Origin of the sequence: Janthinobacterium sp. 67 (genome assembly GCF_002797895.1) — a bacterium.
GTDB lineage: Bacteria > Pseudomonadota > Gammaproteobacteria > Burkholderiales > Burkholderiaceae_D > Janthinobacterium.
In genome coordinates this window covers 4,486,124-4,503,230 of sequence record NZ_PGES01000001.1, presented here as the reverse complement: position 1 = coordinate 4,503,230, position 17,107 = coordinate 4,486,124, and the positions used below count along the sequence as shown (strand labels likewise).

Sequence of the window (17,107 nt, the reverse complement as noted above, 5' to 3'; positions counted from 1 at the left end):
ATATGAACGATACCGCAGTCATGGAAACCGCCGTGGAAATTCCGGCCAACGTGGAAGCGCAGAAACTGGCGCGCAAGAAGGCGGAAAAGATCGCCCTGGAAAACAACAAGCTGCACAAGCGCCTGTGCCGCCTGGTGGGCCAGGCCATCGGCGACTTCAACATGATCGAAGACGGCGACAAGGTGATGGTGTGCCTGTCGGGCGGCAAGGATAGCTATGCGCTGCTGGACATTTTGATGACCTTGCGCGAACGCGCGCCGATTCACTTCGATATCGTCGCCGTCAACCTGGACCAGAAGCAGCCGAACTTCCCGCCGGAAATCCTGCCCGCCTACCTGACGGAATTGGGCGTGGCTTTCCACATCGAAAACCAGGATACCTACAGCATCGTCAAGCGTTTGATCCCGGAAGGCAAGACGACGTGTTCGCTGTGCTCGCGCCTGCGCCGCGGCATCCTGTACCGCGTGGCCGACGAGCTGGGCGCCAACAAGATCGCCCTGGGCCACCACCGCGACGACATCCTGGAAACGTTCTTCCTGAATATGTTCTTCGGCGGCAAACTGAAAGGCATGCCGGCCAAGCTGCAATCGGACGACGGCAAGCACATCGTCATCCGTCCGATGGCCTACGTGAAGGAAGAGGACACGCAGCGCTATGCGGAAGTGAAGGGCTTCCCCATCATCCCGTGCGACCTGTGCGGTTCGCAGGAAAACCTGCAGCGCAAGCAGATCAAGGGCCTGATGCGCGAATGGGACAAGAAATTCCCCGGCCGCGTGGAAAGCATCTTCTCGGCCCTGTCGAACGTGGCGCCGTCGCATTTGATGGACCCGAAACTGTTCGGCTTCAAGGACTTGAAGGCCGATGGCGTGGCCAACCCCATGGGCGACATCGCCTTCGACGAAGAGCCATGCTCGACGCCGACCACGTTCGGCACGATTCCGCTGCAGCCGCTGTAATCCTCCTGTTGCAAGCTCCTGTTGTTTCGCCGCCACCGCCCAGGTGGCGGCATCCCTCTCTTTCCCCCAGCGTCCATTTGATGTACCGTAGTCAGCTCTGCCGGTACGCGATGTGTCACGCGCGCATTCCTGCCCGGCGGTCAGCACGCATTCTTCCGACAACCTCACTGGAATGAACCATGACGCCATCCGCGCTCAAGCGCCCCCTGCTGTTCTCCCTGCTGGTCTTCAGCCTTGCCACCGCCTCTGCCGCCCCTGCGCCCACCGACCGCCAGCCCGACCGCTGGGATTTGACGGCGCTGTATCAAAACGACGCCGCGTTTGACGCCGACGCGAAAAAGCTGGCGGCCCAGCTGCAGCAACTGGGCGCCTGCAAGGGGCAATTGGGCACCCGCCTGAAAGGCTGCCTGGACCTGTACGCCGATGCGCGCAAGCGCGTCAACACGCTGACCACCTATGCGGCGCAGTATTACGACCAGGATACGGGCGACAGCAAGGGCAACCAGCTGAACCAGCGCGCCGCCCTGCTGGGCAACGACTTCGCCCAGGCGACGACCTTTCTGCAGCCCGAAATCCTCGCCCTGGGCAGCAGGCGCATCGACGCCATGCTGGCGAAGGACAAGGGCTTGCAACTGTACCGCTTTCAACTGAGTAACATGCTGCGCAGCGCGCCGCATACGCTCGACGCGGCCGGCGAACAGCTGGTGGCGCAGTTCGGCCTGGCGGCTGGCTCGGCCGCCAGCGTCTACCGCACCCTGGCCAATGCGGAAATCCCGTGGCCAACAGTCAAATTATCGGACGGCAAGGAAGTACGCCTCGACCAGGCGGCCTATACCAAGTACCGCGACGACGACAATCGCGCGGACCGCAAGCTGGTATTCGACGCCTTCTTCGGCAAGTGGAAGGAATATGAACGCACGTTCGGCGAAACCCTGTACGGCCAGCTGAAGACGGACGCCGCGTATGCAAAAGTGCGCCGCTATCCCGACTCGCAAAGCGCCGCGCTCGACGCCGACCATTTGCCGCCGGCCGTCTACCAGACCCTGATCGCCCAGACCAACGCCAACCTGCCCACCCTGCACCGCTACTTCAAGCTGCGCGCGCGCATGCTGGGCGTCAAGGACCTGGCCTACTACGACATCTATGCGCCGCTGCTCAAAAGCGATCGCACGTTTCCGCTGGCCGAAGGCAAGCAGATGATGCTCGACTCCGCCGCGCCGCTGGGCCCCGACTACGTCAAGACATTGAGCGCCGCGGTGGACGCGCGCTGGATGGATGTGTATCCGCGCCCGCGCAAGGTGGCGGGCGCCTACATGAATGGCGACGCGTACGACGTGCATCCGTTCGTGCTGCTCAATTACACGGACAATTACGAAGCCGTCAGCACCCTGACGCACGAATGGGGCCACGCCATGCACTCGGTGCTGGCCAACAAGGCGCAGCCGTCGATCTATGCGCCATACAGCATCTTCGTCGCGGAAATCGCCTCGACGACGAACGAGGCGCTGCTGCTCGACGCGCGCCTGAAGCAGGCCAAGGATGACGACGAACGCCTGCTGTACCTGGGCGCGGCGCTGGAAAACCTGCGCGGCACCTTCTTCCGCCAGGCCATGTTCGCCGAATTCGAGGCGGCCATCCACGGCAAGGTGGACCAGGGAGAATCGCTGACGGGCGAAGAGATCACGGCCATCTATGCCGGCATCCTCAAGCGCTACCACGGCGAAGCGCAAGGCGTCATGACCATCGATCCCGCCTACGCGCTGGAATGGGCCTACGTGCCGCATTTCTATCACGGCTTTTATGTGTTCCAGTACGCCACCTCGATCGCGGCGGCGCAGGATTTCGCGCAGCGCATCCTCGACAAGGAACCGGGCGCGCTGGCCGCCTACCTGAAGATGCTCGGTGCGGGCGGCTCGGCCTACCCGTACGATCTCGTGAAGGCGGCCGGCGTCGACCTGGCCTCGCCGAAACCGTACCAGGCGCTGGTAGCCCGCATGAACGGCATCATGGACCAGATCGAGGCGATTGAGAGTCGCCGGGGTAAATAAAGCTGAGGCCAACCGTAGGTCGGCTTAGCGCAAAGCGCGTAAGCCGACACCACCAATAACGCCAACAAGGTGTCGGATTACGCGGATTCACCGCTAATCCGACCTACCGTTTTCCACTTCCGCCGCCGCAAACGCCGCCGCATCGCTCTCGAACATGTCTTCCAGCTCCTCGCGCGCCTGGCGCGTGAGGGACATGACTTTTTGCTGGTCCTGGAAGTGCGGCGCCACTTCCAGCAAGGTCTTCAGGTTATGCCGGCCAAAGATGCCGGCCGCGCGCTGCGCCCGCTCCGCGCTGAAGCCCACCTGCTGCAAGGTCTGTTCGCCCAGCAGCAGGGCCGCCGCAAACGTCTCGCGCTCGATCAGGGTCACGCCCCGCTTCATCAGTTCATAGTAATGCGTGACGTTGCGCGCGCGCGCCAGTATCGTCAGTTCGGGCAGGCGCAGGCGCACGGCGTCGACCAGCGCCAGGCTGTCGTCCACGTTGTCGATGGCGATCACCAGCGCCTTCGCCTTTTCGATGCCGGCCGCCACCAATAAATCCACGCGCGTGGCGTCGCCATAAAACACTTTAAAACCGAACTTGCGCAGCAGCTCGATCTGGTCCGGGTCGTGGTCGAGCACCGTCACGCCGATCTTGTTGGCCGCCAGCAGGCGGCCGATGATCTGGCCGAAACGGCCGAAGCCGGCGATGACGATGGGATTGTCCTGCGCCTCGATATGATCGTCGGGACGGCGCTTCTTTTCGCCTTGCAGGCGCGGCGCGACAAATTTGTCATGCGCCAGCAGCAGCAAGGGCGTGGCCACCATCGACAGGGTCACCACCACGACGAGCAGCGCGGCCGTCTCCGGCGCAAACACGTGCGCGGCCTCGGCGGCGGCAAACACGACGAAGGCGAATTCGCCGCCCTGCGACAGCAGCAGCGCAAAGAACAGCTGCTGGCCGCGGGGAATGTCGACGAACTTCGACAGCAGGTACAGCAAGGCGATTTTCACCACCAGCAGCCCCGCCACCAGGGCCAGGATCAGCAAGGGCTGGGCGCGCAGCACGCCGAAATCGACGGACATGCCCACGGCGATGAAGAACAGGCCCAATAACAGGCCCTTGAACGGTTCCAGATCGCTGATCAGCTCATGCCGGTATTCGGAATCGGCCAGCAGCACGCCCGCCATGAAGGTACCCAGCGCCATCGACAGGCCCACCGATTCCATCAGCACGCAGATGGCGATCACCAGCAGCAGGGCGAAGGCCGTGAAGATTTCGCGCAAATCCGTCCTGGCGATGAAACGCAGGATGGGGTTCACGAGGAAACGCCCGCCGATCACCAGCGCCGCCAGCACGGCGGCCAGCTTGGCTACGCGCAGCCAGCCCGGCTCGCCGCTGTGCGTGACGAGGCCGCCCAGCAGCGGCACCAGCGCGATCATGGGAATGGCGGCGATATCCTGGAACAGCAGAATCGAAAAGCCGGCGGAACCGGCCGGCGTGCTCATCAATTTTCGTTCACCCAGGGTGGCCAGCACGATGGCCGTCGACGACAGCGACAGCCCCAGCGCCCCCACCAGCGCCGTGCGCCAGTCCACGCCGAAGGCCATGGCCACGGCGCACAGTCCCGCGCTGACGACGCCCACCTGCGCCCCGCCCCAGCCGAAGATGGGCCGGCGCAGCAGCCACAATCGCTTCGGTTCGAGCTCCAGGCCGATCAGGAACAGCAGCAGCACCACGCCGAATTCGGAAAAGCTGAGGATCACCTCGACATTCTTGATCAGGCCCAGGCCCCACGGTCCGATGACGACGCCGGCCACCAGGTAGCCCAGCACGGCGCCCATGCCCAGGCGCTTGGCCAGCGGCACCATGATGATGGCGGCGACCAGGTAAAACAGTATGTTGATGAGAAAGCTGTGGTGTTCCATGCGGATTCCGGAAAAACGTGATTGGAATCGCAATCATGCCTGAAGTGGCGCGCCAGCGGGGATCAGGTCTGCGGAGCGTCGATGCGCGCACGTATCTCGTCGACATTTACGCGTTTGAGGTAGCTTTCGATATTTTTCCACACGGCGTGATAGCCGTATCCGCCATTTTTCAGTTCGTCGATCGCCTTCTCGCGCGGCCAGCCCTGGTACAGCATGCGGTACATGGCGGCCATCATGCCCGTGCGATCGGCGCCGTGCAGGCAATGCAGCAGCACGGGTCCCTGCTGCTCTGCCGCGCGGATGCTGCGCATGGTGTCGATCACGTGCTTGTCGCGGATGGCCCAGGTATTGATGGGGATGCGCACGGCGCGGATGCCGCTGCCTTCGAGTACCTGCGTGTCGGAATGGAAGGAGCGCAGGCTGATCACCGTCTTCACGCCCAGCGCCTGCAGCTGGGCCACGTCGCGACTATCGAGCCTGGCGCTGCGGTACAGGAGGGGGGTGACCTGGTGCAGGTTCGACACCTGCGGCAGCGGCGTGGCCCAGTCCGCGTGGCGTTCCGGCGTTGCCGCCGTCTGCGCGCCGGCTGGCGCGGCGGCCAGCCCCAGGGCAAGAATCAAAAGTACTTCATGCAGCATCATGGCTTCCTTGTTAACGAAGAACGGCACCAGTGCGCAGCACCTGTCCCAGTACGTCCAGGGCGGCGCGTGGGCGGCCCAGGGCCAGCGCCTTGGCGCGCATGGCTTGCAACTGCCCGGGATGATCGAGCAACAGGCGCACGCGGTATTCCAGGGTGACGGCATCGAATGCCTTCAGGGCCACGCCCTGCTCCAGCAGGTAGTCGGCATTGCGCTCTTCCTGGCCGGGTATCGGCGAGTTGACGATCATCGGCAAGCCCAGGGCCAGGCATTCGGACGTGGTCAGGCCACCGGGCTTGGTGATCACCAGATCGGCGCACGCCATCAGGCGCTCGACTTCGCCGGTAAAGCCTTGCGCCAGCAGGCGGCCCGGATACTGGCCGGCCAGCGCCTGCAGCGCCGCCAGCGCGGCGGCGTTTTTCCCCGCCAGCACGATCAGCTGGAAGTCGCCTGGCAGCGCCAGCAGGCGCGCGGCCACCGTCTCGAGGCTGCCCAGGCCCGCTCCGCCGCCCATCAGCAAGATCGTCGTGCGCCGCGGGTCGAGGCCAAACGCCTGCGCGCTTTGCACGCGTCCGGGCGCTTGCGCGAACGCGGGCATGATGGGAATGCCCGTCACGTGGATACGCTCGGCGGGGATGCCTTCGTGGCGCATGCGGAATGCCACTTCGTCGGTGGCGGCGAAATAGCCTTGCATGTGTTCGTGCACCCACATGCGATGCAGGTCGAAATCGGTGACCTGCACCCACACGGGGCAAGCCAATTGCCGCTGGCGCAGTGCGCGCGACAGCAGTTCGGCCGGCAGGAAATGCGTGCAGATGATGGCGTCCGGCTGGAAGGCGGCGATCCGCGTCATCAGCGCGCGCGTGTTGAGGCGCTCGACGCCGCGGCGCAATCGCTGCATCGAGCTATCCTTGGGCGCGTCATGGGTGGCATGGTACAGATAGCCCCACAGCGCGGGCGCCTTGTTGACCAGCTTGATATAAAAATCCGTGTACAGCTTGCGGAAGGCGGGCGTCACAAAATCCATCACGTCGAGATGCAGGGCCAGCGCCGCAGGACCTGCGCCGTCATCGCGCGCCGCATGCGCCTCGATGGCTTGCGCCGCGCGCATGTGGCCGGCGCCGGCCGAGACGCTCAGGAGGAGAATTTTTTTCGGTGTTTGCTGCGGCATGCGCTGGTGCTCCAATGGAAGCCGGGTTGGGGAAGCTGGCACAATATCATTGTGCCGCACCGCGCACTTTACAAATGCACAAGGCCGCGCGGCTTGTCTTACTTCAGTACCGGCGCGACATCCGTGCGCAGCACCGGATACAGGTTCAGGCGCTCATCCCAGGAAGCGTGGCGGCGGGCGAAGAATTCCAGGCGCGCGGCCGGGTCTCTGGCGAACGCGGGATCGCTGGCCAGCTTTTCGTGGAACTGCGCCGCCAGCGCCGGGTCGGCCGCCAGCTGTGCGCGCGCCACGTCTTCGGCCACGTATTCTTCCATGTACTCCTTGCGCTCGAAGGCCGTATTGAAACTGCCCCAGGCCAGCAGGGAATCGGGCGCGCGCGGCTCGAGCAGGGCCACGACGAGGCGCGCCTTGGCCTGGTTGATGGGCACGTACAGCGCGCCCGCAGCGACCACGCGCTCCTCTTTCTGCCACTCGCCCTGCACGGCCGCCGTCTGGCGTCCCTCGAACGACTGCGCGCCGAATTTCACGGCCGTGGCGCGGAAGGTTTCGACCGGCAGCCTGCCCGGCGCGGTAGCTAATACCTGGTAGGACACGCCATGCTGGCGCAGCTTGGCCGCCACCATCTGCGCCTGCGCGGCCGGCACCAGGTAGCCGGCCTTGGGCGCGGCCTGCTGCAGGTCGGGCACGATCTCGTCGCGCAGGGGTACGTTCCAGATCTGTGGGGTGGTTTCGTCGTAGCGCGTCATCAGCGCGCCCGACACCTCGGACGGCGTGCGCGTGTAGGCATAGCCGCGAAACGCGATCATGCGGCTCTTGTCCGTCGTTTTATACGTGAGCGGCAAGGTGGTGCCGGCCAGCTGCGCGGCGCGCGCGTCCGCCTCGAGCGCCGTTTGCCGCCACTGGGCGCCATGCTGCGCCACCTGCGACAGCAGCGAGACGATGGTGTTGCGCGTGATGCGCACGCGGGTCGGATAGTCTTTCCACGAATGGGTTTCCACCAGCATGCCGAAGCGGTTGCGCAGCTGGAAATAGCCGTGCGAGAAGCGCGGATTCGGCGCCGAATCGACGAAGCCCGATTGCGGATTGTCGTTCTCGGCAAACGAAATATAGAACGGCTTCGGGTCCGAACCCTGCTTGGCCAGGTCGGCCAGGACCTGATCGCGCAGCGCCGTGCCAGCCACGCGCAAGGCCGCGTCGCCCGCATGCACGGGTTCAACCTGGATCGAGATATCGGGTTCGAACTGGGCGCCATCGGTGACGTGCAGGTCGACATAGGCCAGCGGATCCCAGGCGTTCACCAGCGCCAGCATGTGCTGCATCTCGGGCGTATCGGCCTTCATGTATTCACGGTTCAGATTGTAGTTTTGCGCCGTGCTGCGCCAGCCCATTTCTACGGGACCGCGCTGGTTCGGACGGTTCCACTGGCCGAAGCGTTCGTGGCCGTCGACGTTAAACACGGGCACGAACAGCAGCACCTGCTTGTCGAGCGCACCGGGCGCCGCCTTGCCCTCCAATACTTCGCGCAGCGCGAGGAAGCCCGCATCCTTGCCATCGATTTCGCCCGCATGGATGCCGCCCTGTATCAGCAGCACGGGCAGCTTGCGGCGCGCCGCTTCGGCCGGCGTCAGGGCACCCGTATTGGACACGGCCAGCGCCAGCATGGGACGGTTTTCCGGCGTACGGCCGAATTCCACGCAGCGCACCTGCTTCGGATAGCGCGATTGGAACTGGCGGCACAAGGCTTCCACTTCCGCATAACGGCCCGTCTGCAAAAAGCCGGAGCGTTCGGCCACCGTGCTCAACGGCGAGGCGGCGTACGCAGGCAAGGCAATGGTGGACAACAAGGTGGCGGACAGCAGGGCGTGGCGTAGCATGGGTCAAACTCCATCGAGAGAGAACAAGCGGGCAATTATAGGGCGGTGGCGCGCGTAAAACCGCACCGGAAAATAAAAAAGCCGGGACAGCGTTGGCTGTCCCGGCTGTGCTTCGGCAAACGTGAATTACGAGCCGAAATGGTAGTTAAATTCGACCCAGCCCTGGCGGCCTTGCGGGCTGTAATTACCGACCGGGTAGTACGGCCAGCCACCGCTGTTGTCGCGCTTGACCGTATCGAGGACGTTGTTGATGATCAGCGACAGGGTGGCGCGGTCGTTGATGCGGTACACGGTACTGATGTTGGCCAGGGCCGTCGGCGTCAGGTAGGCCGTGCCGGCAGCGTTCGGGATCTTGCCGTAACGGGTCACCAGCAGGGTATTCGACCAGTCGCCTGCGCTCCAGTTGACGCTCAGGTTCAGCTTGTCGGGCCAGTCCGTGCTGCTCAGGTCCTTCAGCTCGTCGATCTCTTCGTCGCCCGCGAACTGCTGCGATTTCTTGCTCAGCACCTTGGCGTAGTTGGCCTTGAAGGCGAAGCGGCCGTAGTCCGTCGTGCGCAGCAGATATTTCAGGCTGACATCGACGCCGCTGGTGCTTTTCTTGGCCGCGTTGATCGGGTTGACCGTAATGGTCTTGATTTCGCCGGCACGGTTCAGCGCATTGGCCGCAAAGCGTTCCACGCGGTTCAGGGTGTCGACGCAGGTCGGCGAGTTGATGTCGGTCTTGCCCAGACGGCAATCGGCTTCGTCGCGCAATATCTTGTCGGCGCTCAGGTTGGTCACCAGGTCGTCGATCTTGATGTTCCAGTAATCAACGGAAACGTCGAAATTGGAACTTGGCGACCAGACGGCGCCCACGCCGAACGACTTGCCCTTCTCCGACTGCAGATCCTTGCTGCCGTTCTGCACATAGTCGGCGCCCGGCGATTTGTTCGCGTAGTCGCAGTCCTCGATGGCCTGTCCGGCGACGCCGCAGCGGTAGTAGTCGGTGGTGCTCGAATAGTAGCCCGTGCCGCGCGCCTTGTAGATGTAGTTCATGTCCGGCGCGCGGAAGCTGGTGGCGTAATTGGCGCGGAACAGCAGTTCGCGCGTCGGACGCAGTTCCAGGCCGCCGTTGTAGGTGAACTTGCCATCGCTGCGGCCGGCAAAGTTATAGCGGTCATAACGGCCGGCCAGGGTACCGGTCAGCTTCTCGTGCAGCGGCAGGTTGATCTCGGCGCCCAGCGCGTAGCGCGTGCGCGTGCCGGCCGTGACGTCGGACCTGGTGGCGACGTTGAAATAACCGTCGTTCAGGCGCGCATCGGGCACGTTGCTGAAGCCCTGCTTACCCGCCTCGGCGATGGTGGCGATCTTCGCCACGCCGGCCGGCAGCTGGAACAGGTCGCCGTTGGTGGCCAGGCTCAGGGTATTCGTCCAGGCCTTGTCGTCGCTGTCCGAATTGCCCGTGATGCTGTCGAACTCGGCGGCGCTCAAGCGGCGCGACAGGCGCGCGGGGTCCGGTGCATAAATGGGTACGCCACTCGCGTCCGCGCCCAGTTTCGGGCCCAGGAAGAAGCTGTCGATATTGGCCAGCGCGCGCGGCGTATGGCTTTCGCTCTTGTACAGCGACGCGTTGTAGTTCGCTTCATACTGCCACGACGACGTGCCGGGAATGCGGCCCTTGGCGCCCAGCGAGATGGCCGTGGCCAGGTCGTCCCACTTGCGGTTGTAGCGCGATACGCCGCCCATTTCCTCGGGCGAGATATAGCGCGTCCATGCCTCGTACTTGCCCGTGTTCTGGTTCTTGAAATAGCTGCTGCCCGTCGACGACGACGTCCACGTCGGGCCACGCGTATTGTTCTCTGTCGAGTTCTTGCCGATCAGGAAGTCGGCGAACAGGGTCGTTTCCGGCGACAGCTCGTAATTGGCGCTGCCAAACACATTCTGGCTGCGGTTCTTCGTTTGCGTGGTCCAGTAGGTCGGGCCCACTTTCGGGCTGGCGCAATAGCTGCCGTTCTTCGCCTGGTATTTGACGACGCTGCCGCCGAACAGGTCGCCGAACTGGCTGCAAGTGTCACCCAGGTCCACGTAGGTGCCGGAGGTGCCCGCCTGCACCGCGCGGCGCGAGGCGATGTTCGTCGGCGTACCCGAACGGGTGGACATGAAGTTACGCTCCAGGCTCGACAGCGGATCGCGCTGGCTCAGTTCCACGCTGAACAGGGTATGCAGCTTGTCGAAATTGCCGCCGCCCGTCAGTTGCACGCGCTGGTTGCCGCCACCACCACGCGTGGTGGTGCCCGCCTTGACGTTGACGTCAAAGCCTTCCGTCTGTTTTTTCAGGATGACGTTGATCACGCCGGCGATCGCGTCGGAGCCATAGATGGCCGAAGCGCCGCCGTTGAGAATTTCGATGCGGTCGACGATGCTCGACGGGATATTCGCCAGGTTGGTGAAGTTCACCGTGCCTTCATAGGCGACGGGGAAGTCGGCCAGGCGGCGGCCGTTCAACAGGATCAAGGTGTGGTTCGGGCCCAGGCCGCGCAGGCTGATGGTATTGGCCGATGGCGTAAACGTGTTGCCAAAGTCTTCGCCTTGCGTAAAACCGCTGTTCTGCACTTGGTTGCTCAGGGCATCATAGACATTCTTGTAGCCTTGCTTGGTGATTTCATCGCCGGTCAGGATGGTCACGGGCGACGGTCCCTCCAGGCTGGCGCGGGGAATCCGCGAACCGGTGACCACGACGGCTGGCGGGGTGGCCGCCGGCTGCTGATCCGCTGCGGGCGCTTGCGTTTGCGCGTGCGCCTGCCATGCGGAACCGCCCAGGATGGCCAGTACGGCTATGGTGAGCGGTGGTAACTTGAATTGTATAGGCATCTTTGCGCTTCTCAAGGTTAGGGAGAAGGCGAAAGATATCAAGATGCCAGCAATTACAGAACGAATGGATTCATCTTTCTATATACCAAAATTGTTATATAGAAAGATTTTTGAGCAGGAAAACGCCATGGGCATGGACAGGCCCATGGCAGAAGCATGCGCTTTACGGATGAATGATGGCAATTTCCTTGTAGGCCGGGCGCAGCAGCCGCGCGGCCGTGTCGGCCGGACTCTCCATCGAACTCAACAGCCTGATCGCCCCCGTCGCGGGCGCGCAGCTGCCGCTGCTGCGGTAGCGCAGCGCCGCGGCCAGCTTGCCTTCGGCCGGATCGCCCAGCTGGTGCTGGTAATCGTCCGTCACGTCGCAGGTCGGCGCCATGCCATCGGCAAAGTCGCCGTAGCCCTTGGCATTGACGCCCTGGAACTGCACGGCGAAATACGTGGTGCCGCAGTTCGGCGTGGGATAGAAACCATAGGGCTTGCCGCACGTCGTGCCGCCGATCAGGTTGACCTGCACGTCCACGCCGCGCAAGCCGTTGATGATGGCTTCGCTGGCCGAGCAGGTATTACCCGTGGTCAGCAAAGTCACGCGCTTGAGGCCCAGCGAGGGCAACAGCGTCCCCTTGGGCAGGGGATTCGGCCCGGCAAAGCCCTGGCTTTGCGCATGGAATGGCACGGGCGCTTCCGGCCGCGTCTTGTCATTGGCCAGCACCTGCTCGAAGGTCTTGCCGGCAGTAATTTGCGGACCAGCAATCATGTAGGCGAGCTCGCTGGCGACGTCGAGGTAGCCGCCGCCGTTGTAGCGCACGTCGAGCACCAGATCGCTGATGCCGGCCGCCTGGAAGCGGCGCATGGTCTCGACCAGCTGGCGTTCGGCCACATTGTTGTGCGTGTTGAAGGTCAGGTAGCCCACCTTGCCCGTGGGCGTGTCGATGATGCGCTCGTTTTGCACGGCGCTGGTGTTCACTTCCACCGCCTGCAGGCGCACGGAGATGGGTGTCCCGTTGCGGCTGAACGCCAGCGTGTGCGTGCCTTGCGCTTGCGGGAACAAGCCATCGTTGATGATATTCACGCTGGCAGCGTCAGGGGCATTGACGAAATCGACGCCATCGACCGCTTGCAGCTCGTCGCCGCGCCGCAAGCCCGCCAGTGCCGCCGGCGAGCCCGGCTCGACGATCGTGACCACGGCCTTGCGCGGCGGCGTGGTGCGCGTCAGCGCCAGCAGCATGCCGTAGCCCAGCTCCACGCCATTGAGCGAGGCTTCCCATTCGGCCGTCGTGTAGGTGAAATGAAACTGGTCCTTCGGCTTGCCGGACGCCGTCGTGGCCGTTGTTTTGAGCACATCGAAATACGCCTTGGCCGTGGCAAAGCTTTGCGGCAGGTAGGTGGTCGGCACTTCGCGGTACCACAGATACGTTTCATCGACCCAGCTGCGCACCCACGTCTGCTCATCGAGCAGGGTACCCGGCTTGTCGATGCTGCTGCCGCTGCGCGGCGCCTCGCAACGGTTCGCGACCGTGGACGAAGCGACCAGCGTCGTGGGTCCGGTCGGCCCGGTTGGCGTCACGGGCGTCACGACGGGCGCGCTGTCGCTGCTGCCGCCGCCACCGCAGGCACTCAACATCAAGACGAGGGGAACGGCGAGGGAACAAAGGCGCAGGGAATGCATGAGAAACTTTCCATAAAGAAATTATCGAAAAATTATAATGCGTTTTGCAGGCAAGCGTTGTTTTCTCTGACACAAAAAAATGGCGCCCGCAGGCGCCATTGCTACAGCGTGGAGTTCAGCCCATCACGCCACGGTGGCCGCCACGGGCGCCGCCACGAGGGGCGGCAGCGGCGTCGGCGCGTTGAAGGCGATCAGCAGACTCGCTTCCTTCTCTTTCGCCGCCTTCAAATGCCGCTCCTTCACGTGGCCATAGCCGCGGATGTCTTCCGGGATGCTGGCGATGGCCACGGCTTGCGCCAGCTTGGCCGTCGTCAGTTTTGGCAGCAAGCCGCCCACCGTCGCGCGGTACTCAAGAATCAGCGCGCGCTCCATCTTGCGCTCGGCCGTATGGCCGAACACGTCAAACGCGGTGCCGCGCAAGCCCTTGAACTTGGCCAGCACGCCGAACGCCTTCAGCATCCACGGGCCGTATTCCTTCTTGATCAGATGGCCCTGGGCATCCGTTTTCGCCATGATGGGCGGCGCCAGGTGGAACTTGAGCTTGATGTCGCCTTCGAACATGGACGCGATCTTCGCCTGGAAGGCGCCGTCCGTGTACAGGCGCGCCACTTCGTACTCGTCCTTGTAGGCCATCAGCTTGTAGAAGTAGCGGGCCACGGCTTCCGTCAGGCGCAGGTGCGGGCCATTCAGGGCGCTTTCGGCGGCGCGCACCTGGCCGACGAAATCGATGTACTGCTGCGCATACGCGCGGTCCTGGTAAGCCGTCAGCAGGGCCACCCGTTTTTCGATGATGTCGTCGAGCGTGTCGATGCGCTTGAATTCCACTACCTTGGCGGGAGTGGTCATGCGTACCAGGCTGGCCGCGTCATGCGCACCGGCGCGGCCCCAGTTGAAGGCCGCCTTGTTGAACGCCACCGAGACGTTGTTCAAGTCGATGGCCTTCATGATGGCAGCTTCCGACAGCGGCACTCTGCCCTTTTGCCAGGCGTAGCCGAGCATGAACATGTTCGTCGCGATCGAGTCGCCCATCAGCGCCGTGGCGATCTGGCCCGCGTCGATGAAGTCCACGTGGTCGCTGCCGCAGGCCTTTTCGATTTCCATGCGCGCGGAAGCCCCTGGGAATTGCCAGTCCGGGTTTTTCACGAAGGCCGCCGTCGACGAGCTGGTCGAGTTGATCATGGCCCAGCTGCGGCCTTCTCCCATGCGCGAGAGGGCGTCGCGGCTGGCCGTGACGATCAGGTCGCAGCCGATCACGAGATCGGCCGCACCCGTGCCGACGCGCGTCGAGTGGATATCTTCCTGGCGGTCCGCCAGGCGCACGTGCGACATCACGGGGCCGCCCTTTTGCGCCAGGCCGCTCATGTCCAGCACGGAACAGCCCTTGCCTTCCACGTGGGCCGCCATGGCCAGGATCTGGCCGACGGTGACGACACCCGTGCCGCCGATGCCGGTCACTAAAATGCCGAACGGCTCCGCCGTCGAAGGAATCTGCGGCGTCGGCAAGGCTGGCGCGGCTGGCGCATCCTTGTCGGCGGCAGCAGCCTTTTTCGGCTTTTTCAAGCCGCCGCCTTCCACCGTCACGAAACTGGGGCAGAAACCCGTCGTGCACGAAAAATCCTTGTTGCAGGACGACTGGTTGATCTGGCGCTTGCGTCCCAGTTCCGTTTCCAGCGGTTCCACCGACAGGCAGTTCGATTGCACGGAGCAGTCGCCGCAGCCTTCGCAGACGGCTTCGTTGATGACGGCGCGCTTGGCCGGGTCCGGGTATTCATTGCGTTTCCGGCGGCGGCGTTTTTCCGAGGCGCAGGTCTGGTCGTAGATCATGGCCGACACGCCCGGCATGTCGCGCAGTTCGCGCTGCACGTCCATCAGTTCCGAACGGTGGCGCACGGTGACGCCCTCCGCCCAGGCGTAATCGTCCGGGTATTTTTCCGGTTCGTCGGTGACGACGATGATGGGACCGACGCCTTCGGCGGCGATCTGGCGAGAGATAATGGCTGGCGATAGCGGACCGTCGAATTCCTGGCCGCCCGTCATGGCCACCGCATCGTTGAACAGGATTTTATAAGTGATGTTCACCTTGGCCGAGACGGCCGCGCGGATGGCCAGGATGCCCGAGTGGAAATACGTGCCGTCGCCCAGGTTGGTAAACACGTGCTTTTCATTCGTGAACGGCGCCTGCCCCACCCAGGTGACGCCTTCGGCGCCCATGTGGGTAAACGTCGACGTTTCGCGGTCCATCCAGAGCACCATGTAGTGGCAGCCGATGCCGGCCAGCGCGCGCGAGCCTTCCGGCACTTTGGTGGAACTGTTGTGCGGGCAGCCGGAGCAGAAGAACGGCGTGCGGTCTTTCTGCGGATCGGGCTTCACGCTGATGGCCTTGAGGACGTTTTCCTTCGCTTCCAGGTAGGCGATGCGTTCCTTCACGCGCTGCTCGACGGGGTGGCCCGCGTAGTAGCGCGAAATGCGGCTGGCAATGGCGCGCGCGATCATGGCCGGGTTCAGCTCGTACGTGGCCGGCAGCAGCCAGTCGCCGTGGCCGGTGCCCTTCTGGTTGCTCCATTCGCCCGTGTCGTCGAACTTGCCGACCACGCGCGGACGCTCGCCATCCTTCAGGTTGTACAGTTCTTCCTTCAGCGCGTATTCGAGGATCTGGCGCTTTTCTTCCACCACGAGGATTTCGTCGAGGCCCTTGGCAAATTCATGCACGCCGTCCGCTTCCAGCGGCCAGGTCATGCCGATCTTGTACAGGCGGATGCCGATGTCGGACGCCGTCTGCTCGTCGATGCCCAGGTCGGCCAGCGCCTGGCGCGTGTCCAGGTACGATTTGCCGGCCGTGATGATGCCGATGCGCGCCTTCGGGCTATCCCAGATGATTTTATTGAGCTTGTTGGCACGCGCATAGGCCAGCGCCGCATACCATTTGTAGCTGTTCATGCGTACTTCTTGTTCCAGCACCGTGTCGGGCCAGCGGATGTTCAAGCCACCGGCCGGCATCTCGAAGTCGGTCGGCAAGGTGATCTGCACGCGGTCCGGGTCGAAGTCGACGGCGGCGCCCGACTCGATGATGTCGGTCACGCATTTCATCGACACCCACAGGCCCGTGTAGCGGCTCATGGCCCACGCATGCAAGCCGTAGTCGATGTATTCCTGCACCGACGACGGATACAGCACGGGAATGCCGCAGGCGTTCAGGATATGGTCGGACTGGTGCGCCGTGGACGACGATTTGGCCGCATGGTCGTCGCCGGCCAGCACCAGCACGCCGCCGTGCTTGGCGGAACCGGCGTTATTGGCGTGCTTGAACACATCGCCGCAGCGGTCGACGCCGGGGCCCTTGCCGTACCACATGCCGAACACGCCGTCGTATTTCGCGTCTTCGAACAAGTTCGTTTGCTGCGTGCCCCAGACGGCCGTGGCGGCCAGGTCTTCGTTCAGGCCCGGATGGAATTTGACATGGTGTTCATCGAGATATTTTTTTGCCTTGATCGCCGTCATGTCGACGGACGTCACAGGCGAACCGCGGTAGCCGGTGATGTAGCCGGCCGTATTCAGGCCAGCCTTCAGGTCGCGCTCGCGCTGCAGCATGGGCAGGCGGATCAGCGCTTGCGTGCCCGTCATGAAGGCGCGGCCACGCTCGAGCGTGTATTTGTCGTTCAGGGAAATCTCGGACGCGTGCGCGCCCGGCTCAAGACTCGAGCCCTTGATAGCTGCATTCATTACTTGTCTCCATTATTCTCTGTGCTACGCGTGCAAAGTCGGTTGAACTCACACGTACCGGCCGCGCTTTGTGAGCAATGCCGGTGCGGAAAAATGACTTGTTTGTCGTAGACTACCACAGGAAGGCGCGCAGTTCTTTGCTGCACTGCACTCCCGTGTTTGTGCTTTTTGCTGCTTTTTAGTGCTTCTTTTTGCGGGCATGTCGGCTTACGCCATCCTGGCTAACCCGACCTACATTACTGGCCCCAGCCGTAGGTCGGCTTAGCCGGAACG

At 63.5% G+C, this 17,107-nt stretch carries 9 protein-coding genes; 2 read left to right on the top strand and 7 right to left on the bottom strand.

What is annotated here, in order from left to right:
• Positions 1-2 precede the first annotated feature (2 nt).
• Together ttcA and pepF are read left to right on the top strand one after the other, a co-directional pair.
• The gene (gene ttcA, locus CLU90_RS20195; RefSeq protein ID WP_198511242.1) at positions 3-956 is read left to right on the top strand and encodes a tRNA 2-thiocytidine(32) synthetase TtcA; all 954 of its coding nucleotides are present in this window, start codon (positions 3-5) and stop codon (positions 954-956) included.
• A 179-nt stretch (positions 957-1,135) separates the two neighbouring features.
• The gene (pepF, locus tag CLU90_RS20190; RefSeq protein WP_100428794.1) at positions 1,136-3,004 is read left to right on the top strand and encodes an oligoendopeptidase F; all 1,869 of its coding nucleotides are present in this window, start codon (positions 1,136-1,138) and stop codon (positions 3,002-3,004) included.
• A gap of 93 nt (positions 3,005-3,097) precedes the next feature.
• Here pepF and kefC read toward each other — a convergent pair whose 3' ends face one another.
• The 7 genes from kefC to CLU90_RS20155 form a co-directional block, all read right to left on the bottom strand.
• Positions 3,098-4,912, bottom strand: coding sequence for a glutathione-regulated potassium-efflux system protein KefC (gene kefC, locus CLU90_RS20185; RefSeq protein ID WP_100428793.1), 1,815 nt, complete (start codon positions 4,910-4,912; stop codon positions 3,098-3,100).
• 62 nt (positions 4,913-4,974) lie between these two features.
• On the bottom strand, positions 4,975-5,553 hold the full coding sequence (locus tag CLU90_RS20180; RefSeq protein ID WP_232731276.1) for a tyrosine-protein phosphatase: 579 nt from the start codon (positions 5,551-5,553) through the stop codon (positions 4,975-4,977).
• A gap of 10 nt (positions 5,554-5,563) precedes the next feature.
• Complete coding sequence (locus CLU90_RS20175) at positions 5,564-6,721, bottom strand: MGDG synthase family glycosyltransferase (RefSeq protein WP_175539284.1); 1,158 nt, start codon at positions 6,719-6,721, stop codon at positions 5,564-5,566.
• Between the two features lie 98 nt (positions 6,722-6,819).
• Positions 6,820-8,595: a M14 family metallopeptidase gene (locus CLU90_RS20170; RefSeq protein WP_100428792.1), complete on the bottom strand. Its 1,776-nt coding sequence runs from the start codon at positions 8,593-8,595 to the stop codon at positions 6,820-6,822.
• Positions 8,596-8,721: 126 nt separating this feature from the next.
• Positions 8,722-11,445, bottom strand: coding sequence for a TonB-dependent receptor plug domain-containing protein (locus CLU90_RS20165; RefSeq protein ID WP_092713593.1), 2,724 nt, complete (start codon positions 11,443-11,445; stop codon positions 8,722-8,724).
• A gap of 163 nt (positions 11,446-11,608) precedes the next feature.
• Complete coding sequence (locus CLU90_RS20160; protein ID WP_100428791.1) at positions 11,609-13,114, bottom strand: S41 family peptidase; 1,506 nt, start codon at positions 13,112-13,114, stop codon at positions 11,609-11,611.
• A gap of 123 nt (positions 13,115-13,237) precedes the next feature.
• The gene (locus CLU90_RS20155) at positions 13,238-16,834 is read right to left on the bottom strand and encodes an indolepyruvate ferredoxin oxidoreductase family protein (RefSeq protein ID WP_100428790.1); all 3,597 of its coding nucleotides are present in this window, start codon (positions 16,832-16,834) and stop codon (positions 13,238-13,240) included.
• Between the last annotated feature and the right edge of the window lie 273 nt (positions 16,835-17,107).

Coding starts and splice junctions, on each gene's coding strand:
- ttcA (WP_198511242.1), top strand. CDS start 3: ATGAACGATACCGCAGTCATGGAAACCGCCGTGGAAATTCCGGCCAAC.
- pepF (WP_100428794.1), top strand. CDS start 1,136: ATGACGCCATCCGCGCTCAAGCGCCCCCTGCTGTTCTCCCTGCTGGTC.
- kefC (WP_100428793.1), bottom strand. CDS start 4,912: ATGGAACACCACAGCTTTCTCATCAACATACTGTTTTACCTGGTCGCC.
- CLU90_RS20180 (WP_232731276.1), bottom strand. CDS start 5,553: ATGATGCTGCATGAAGTACTTTTGATTCTTGCCCTGGGGCTGGCCGCC.
- CLU90_RS20175 (WP_175539284.1), bottom strand. CDS start 6,721: ATGCCGCAGCAAACACCGAAAAAAATTCTCCTCCTGAGCGTCTCGGCC.
- CLU90_RS20170 (WP_100428792.1), bottom strand. CDS start 8,595: ATGCTACGCCACGCCCTGCTGTCCGCCACCTTGTTGTCCACCATTGCC.
- CLU90_RS20165 (WP_092713593.1), bottom strand. CDS start 11,445: ATGCCTATACAATTCAAGTTACCACCGCTCACCATAGCCGTACTGGCC.
- CLU90_RS20160 (WP_100428791.1), bottom strand. CDS start 13,114: ATGCATTCCCTGCGCCTTTGTTCCCTCGCCGTTCCCCTCGTCTTGATG.
- CLU90_RS20155 (WP_100428790.1), bottom strand. CDS start 16,834: ATGAATGCAGCTATCAAGGGCTCGAGTCTTGAGCCGGGCGCGCACGCG.